Annotated in this window: 6 protein-coding genes and 1 pseudogene; all 7 read left to right on the top strand. The window is 68.3% G+C overall.

From position 1 onward, the window contains the following. Nucleotides 1-216, top strand: a pseudogene (locus tag MJ797_RS25515) (hypothetical protein); the annotation flags it as partial. Between the two features lie 163 nt (nt 217-379). Continuing rightward, nucleotides 380-934 (top strand): hypothetical protein, encoded by a 555-nt coding sequence (locus tag MJ797_RS25510; RefSeq protein ID WP_239342102.1) that lies wholly within the window; start codon nt 380-382, stop codon nt 932-934. Nucleotides 935-1,006: 72 nt separating this feature from the next. Further along, nucleotides 1,007-2,044, top strand: a complete 1,038-nt coding sequence (locus MJ797_RS25505) for a hypothetical protein (RefSeq protein WP_239342099.1) — start codon at nt 1,007-1,009, stop codon at nt 2,042-2,044. Between the two features lie 97 nt (nt 2,045-2,141). Beyond that, a complete protein-coding gene (locus MJ797_RS25500; RefSeq protein ID WP_239342096.1) occupies nt 2,142-2,588 on the top strand; it encodes a hypothetical protein in 447 nt (148 codons plus the stop codon). 371 nt (nt 2,589-2,959) lie between these two features. After that, the gene (locus MJ797_RS25495; protein WP_239342093.1) at nt 2,960-3,397 is read left to right on the top strand and encodes a VOC family protein; all 438 of its coding nucleotides are present in this window, start codon (nt 2,960-2,962) and stop codon (nt 3,395-3,397) included. A 95-nt stretch (nt 3,398-3,492) separates the two neighbouring features. Next, nucleotides 3,493-3,693, top strand: a complete 201-nt coding sequence (locus MJ797_RS25490) for a hypothetical protein (protein WP_239342090.1) — start codon at nt 3,493-3,495, stop codon at nt 3,691-3,693. Further along, on the top strand, nt 3,690-4,853 hold the full coding sequence (locus MJ797_RS25485) for a GAF domain-containing protein (protein ID WP_239342087.1): 1,164 nt from the start codon (nt 3,690-3,692) through the stop codon (nt 4,851-4,853). The genes MJ797_RS25490 and MJ797_RS25485 overlap by 4 nt, the downstream gene beginning before the upstream one ends. The last annotated feature ends 10 nt before the right edge of the window (nt 4,854-4,863 follow it).

The following is a 4,863-nucleotide window of genomic DNA, read 5'->3' as shown; positions in this document are numbered from 1 at the left end:
GCACAGGCCGACGCCGGCCGGCTCGCCGCCGAGCAGGCCGAGCTGCGCGTGCAGCTCGCCACCGAGACGGCTCGAGCCGCCCGCGCCGAGGCCGACCGCGACCGGCTCGCAGCCGAGGCCGCGCAGCTACGCGAGCAGGCCGCCGCCCGGCCCGCGCCCCGCAAGCGCACCACCACCCGCAAGCCGCCGGCCGACGACACCGCCGCCGGCGCCTGACCGGCCCGGGGACGGGGTAGGCGGTCACAGCCTGTGGGCGTACCCGACCGCCTACCCGCGTGCGCCAAGACTCGCTAATATGATCTTGAGACTTCGCTCAATATCAGTGGTCCCTTCGGGACAGCGTGCTGACGGACCGCTTCGAAGATCATAGTTTCGGTGGATGATCGATGGGTTCAGTGCACGGTGCGGTGATCTGCTGACTGGCAGCTACGACTGTGTGGACCGGATCGTGCTCAACGCCTACTACCCGTTGGGGCATAACCCGGGTGGGTTCCGGACCTGGTGGCGGCGGCTGCACGGCGGTTCGGATGAGCTGTTGGACAACACCCGCCTGATGCGGATGGCCGGACGGTTCTCCCGCCGGGTACGCGCCTGGGCGGGGGCCAACCATGTCCCGGTCATCGACTGCTCCCGGGGGGAACGCAAACACCGGATCGCCGAGGACTACCTGGCCACGAACACGGTGACTACCGGTGTGTTCCTCATCCTGGTCGCGAAGGCGGCGGCGTCGGTGTGGGACGTACGCCGCTCGAGCGCCGGCACCATCGTCAACATCGCCAAGAAGCAGGCGTATGTGAACCACTACTCGTTCCACATCATGGACCCGCAGTGGGGGCACCTGACCATCACGATGTCCGGGCATCCGCCGTTCGGCGCGCAGGTGATCCTTAACGGGCACGAGTACGTCGCCTGCCAGGCGCAGGCGGCCGGGTGAGGTTTCACCAAGGAGGGCAACTGCTTCACCGCGGTCGCCGACCCGCACGCCCTGGCTCAGGTCGCAGACGCCTTGTCGCAGCACGCGGCTATAGGGCACCTGAGCCAGGCCTGCGACCGCTGGATCTACACCGCGTGCCTGTGCTTCGGGCTGGAGGGCGACGAGCAGGCCCGCAGCGGTTTCCGCTATAACTACTCGATCTACCAGGTCGAGTACAGCCGCAACGTGCTGTTCCGGGTCGGCGGCCAGATGGACCGGGTCTTCAACGCCGTCGTCGACCGGACCCGTTCCCGTCTGGACGTGCCGATGCTGCGGACCCTGTTCGGCGCCAAGAAACGCCCGGGTGCCCATGGCACCGCCGACCTGTCGCCACGACTCGCAGTCATGATCGAGAAACCTAGGTGGGACCTGACCCTGTTCACAGTCCACTTTGGGCTGTTGACGTTGAAGGGCTACACCAAAGGCGAACATGTGCTGCGCTTCGAAGCAATCACCCACAACACCAAACAGCTCGGCGTCGGCCGGACGATCGAGCGCTTCCCCGACATCGTGGCACGGCTCGCTGGAATGGTCGAACGGTTCACCACCGCCCTCGACTGCGTCGACATCGGTTTCCTGCCCGACACCACCCTCGACGAGCTTCCCCGGCCCTCCCAGATCGGCCGCACCCGGGTCGGCGGCATCGACCTGAACAGCCCACGCATCCGGGCCACTTTGTCCGCGGTCCTCGCCCTGGCCGCCGCGCCGACCGGTTTCACCGTCGCCGACGTCACCGCCAAGGTCCACGCGATGACCGGACAGACCGACGCCGACTACACCACCCGTCAGGCCGCCTACGACCTGCGCAAGTTGCGCGGCAAAGACCTGGTCGTCAAACCCGGCCGGTCCCGCCGCTACCAGCTGCCGCCCGAAGCCGCCCGCACACTCGCAGCCCTGCTCACCCTGCGCGAGCAGGTGATCAGCCCGATCCTCGCCGGCGTCCGCAGCCCCCGACCCGGCCGCAAACCGGCACACTGGACCCGCATCGACCGCGACTACGAGACCCTGCGTATCGACATGCAAACCCTCTTCCACGATCTCGGCATCGCTACCTGCGCCGGCGCGGCATAGACAACATTTTGTCGATCACAACACCTCAAGCGCCTAGCGCGGTTGAGGTGTCGCCGATAGAATCTTGTAGGTACTCAGAGCGGATGGCGGGGATATCGTGGCCAGAGTGCTCAGCAAGGGCGGGAGCGCGCCGCTGCCCCTGGGAAGCGCGCGCATCGAAGTGCGTCTACCGTCAGCTCACTATCACGCCGCGGTCATCCTGGTCACGGCAGCCGGTATCGTCCACTCCCTGAAGGATCTCACGTCAAATGACGGTCGGAGGTCAAACGAGGGCTGGCTGTCAGCATGCAAAGACCTCGTCGGGCAGTTCCAGGCCCAGGTCAAGGCCCGGCACGCCGTCCCTGAGGCCATGCAGACACTGGTCGAGGAGAACACGGCACTGCGCGACCAGATGGCCAGCACCAAGGAAGCGCTGGCGGCCGAACGCTCCCGGACCAAGGCGCTCCTGCGCGCCGTTGCCGAACTCTCCCTCGAACTGGAACAGACACGGGAACAACTCGCCGGGACACACCAGGTCATCCGACTACCGGCACCACGCAGATGACCCGACACTCGGGCCCACCGATACGTTCGCCGTGGGATCCCACAGCCGACAGCCGGTGGCGGGGTCAGCCAGCAGCACCTGCCGGCCGGAGGCCGGCACCGCCTGTTCTTTGCTTGGCCGTGAGCGCCGGACCTGCGCGGGCTGGGACCGGCGGCCGGTGGCGCTGGCCCGATTCGCCACTGAGGCGGCGCTTCTCGCGATCCTGGACCATTCGCACATCGTCCTGATCTAGGCTGAGTTGTAGAGGTATCAGGCCGACTCTGCGGCTGTCCGTGACTCTCCGCACGTGCGTCGGCGTGATTTGTTCAGGTCGCGGTGTGCGATGGGGGTTCCCTGATATGGCCGTAGAGCTAGGACTGCAGCTTGATCACGTGGCAGTGACGGTCCCTGATCTGGACGCGGCGGTTGAGTGGTACTGCACGACGTTCGGCTTCTCGGTGGCCTGGCGTGAGGACTGGACGGATGCTCCGGCCGGCCCGCTTGGCTTGCCAGGTGAGACGGTGCGTCTTCGCGGAGTCGGCCTTGACATCGGCGCGGGTGTGTATCTCGAATTGCACGAGATGCCGCCGGCGCGCGTGGCTCAGCGCAGGCTTGATCAGACGGGGATCAGCCATTTCGCTTTCCGCACGACCGACATTGACGCCCTGTACGCCCGTCTGGTCGCAGCTGGCGTCTCGTTCCGGTCGAGCCCCCAGTACATCGCGGCTGGTGGGCTGGCCGGAGAGCGGTGGGTCTACGCGGAGGACCCGTGGGGAGTGGCCTGGCACCTGTGCCAGCACCCGGCACGGGCGCCGTTTACCGCGGGCTAGCGTCCCGGTCCGTGCCTGTCCGGTTGCACACAACGCCACTCGGCCGACTCTTTGGAGTAGGTGGTCATCGCCATCTGGGATTCCAGGGAGAAGAGATGGGCAGCGTTTTCGCTATATGGGCAACGGCCGTCGCCACGGTGGACGTACTAGCAAGGATCAGCTTGATGCTGGCCGGTGCCGCCGCTGCGGGCGCGGCCCGCAGGGCCGCCGGCCAGGTAGCAGATGAAAGGGAGGACACCGCCGCCGAGGCCGCCAGCAGGCGGGGAGGAACATCCGCGGGTCCGGCCGCCCGATGAACGCCGCCGGTCTCCGCGATCAGGAGTTCGAGACATTCTACCGCCAGCAGTCCGCCGCCCTGACCCGGTGGCTCACCGCGCGCGGTGCCTGCCCGGCCGATGCCGCAGACGCAGCGCAGGAGGCACTCACACAGGTTTGGCTCCGCTGGCCGCACATCACCAGCCACCGAAGCTACCTGTACCGGACCGCAGGACGTGAGATGGCCAGAATATGGCAGGCACGCCAGGACGTCAGGTTCCGGGCCGACACCCGGCCGTCCACCGTTGAAGCCGGCGGCATGCCGACCCGGCTCGACGAAGGCCTGGTGCGCCAGCAGCTGCTTACGCTGCCCGCCCGCCAGCGTGCCGTCCTGGCCGGGTACTACGACGGCTACCGCGACGCCGAGCTCGCCCCGGTGCTGGGCATGGCCGCGGCCACGATCCGGTCTGACCGCAGGCATGCCCGCGCAGGCTTGCGTGCCCTCACGGCGTTGCTGGAGCAGGACCCGCACGGGCTGATGCTCCGCCGCGCCTACGCCGACATGCGCGACGGCGACCCGCGCCCGACCGGAGCGCGCCTGCTGATCGCCCGGTCGTGGAGCCGGTCCGCACTGCACCTGGCTGACCCCCGCCTCAGCCCGGCACTGCCCCCGCTCACCGACTACGAGCTCACACAGCGCCGCGCCACCTCGCCGCTCGCCGGCATCTCACCGGACGCCTGGTCGACCGTAGCCAGCCGCACTGGCCTGCTGACCGTCATCACTGACGCCGACGGCCGGGTCCTGTGGCGCGCCGGAGACCGCAAGGTCCTGCGCCGCGGCGAGGAAGACGGACACGGCGACGGCGCCTGCCTGGCCGAGCACACCGTCGGCACCAGCGGAGTCAGCCTCACCCTCGCCGTCGGCCATCCCGTCGTCGTTAGCGGACCCGAGCACTACTGCCCAGCCCAGCACGACCTCGTATGCGCCGGAGCGCCGCTACGCCATCCCGCAGACGGACAGTTGCTCGGCACGATCTGCATCAGCGCACCATGGCGCGCAGCGCACCCCGACATGCTCAAGCTCATCGACCAGACGGCCACCCGCATCCGCCAGCAGCTCAAGACCTGCCCGGCGCCACCCGGCAGCCCACCACCGACCGCACCCCACCGCAGCAACCGATACCGCGAGCCCGCACGATAGCCACTCCTGA

It is taken from the genome of Protofrankia sp. CiP3 (genome assembly GCF_917627345.1).
Classification (GTDB): Bacteria; Actinomycetota; Actinomycetes; order Frankiales; family Frankiaceae; genus Protofrankia.
The sequence above is the reverse complement of the archived record's forward strand: the minus strand, read 5'-3'. Positions and strand labels throughout refer to the sequence as shown.

Coding starts and splice junctions, on each gene's coding strand:
- MJ797_RS25510 (WP_239342102.1), top strand. CDS start 380: ATGATCGATGGGTTCAGTGCACGGTGCGGTGATCTGCTGACTGGCAGC.
- MJ797_RS25490 (WP_239342090.1), top strand. CDS start 3,493: ATGGGCAGCGTTTTCGCTATATGGGCAACGGCCGTCGCCACGGTGGAC.
- MJ797_RS25485 (WP_239342087.1), top strand. CDS start 3,690: ATGAACGCCGCCGGTCTCCGCGATCAGGAGTTCGAGACATTCTACCGC.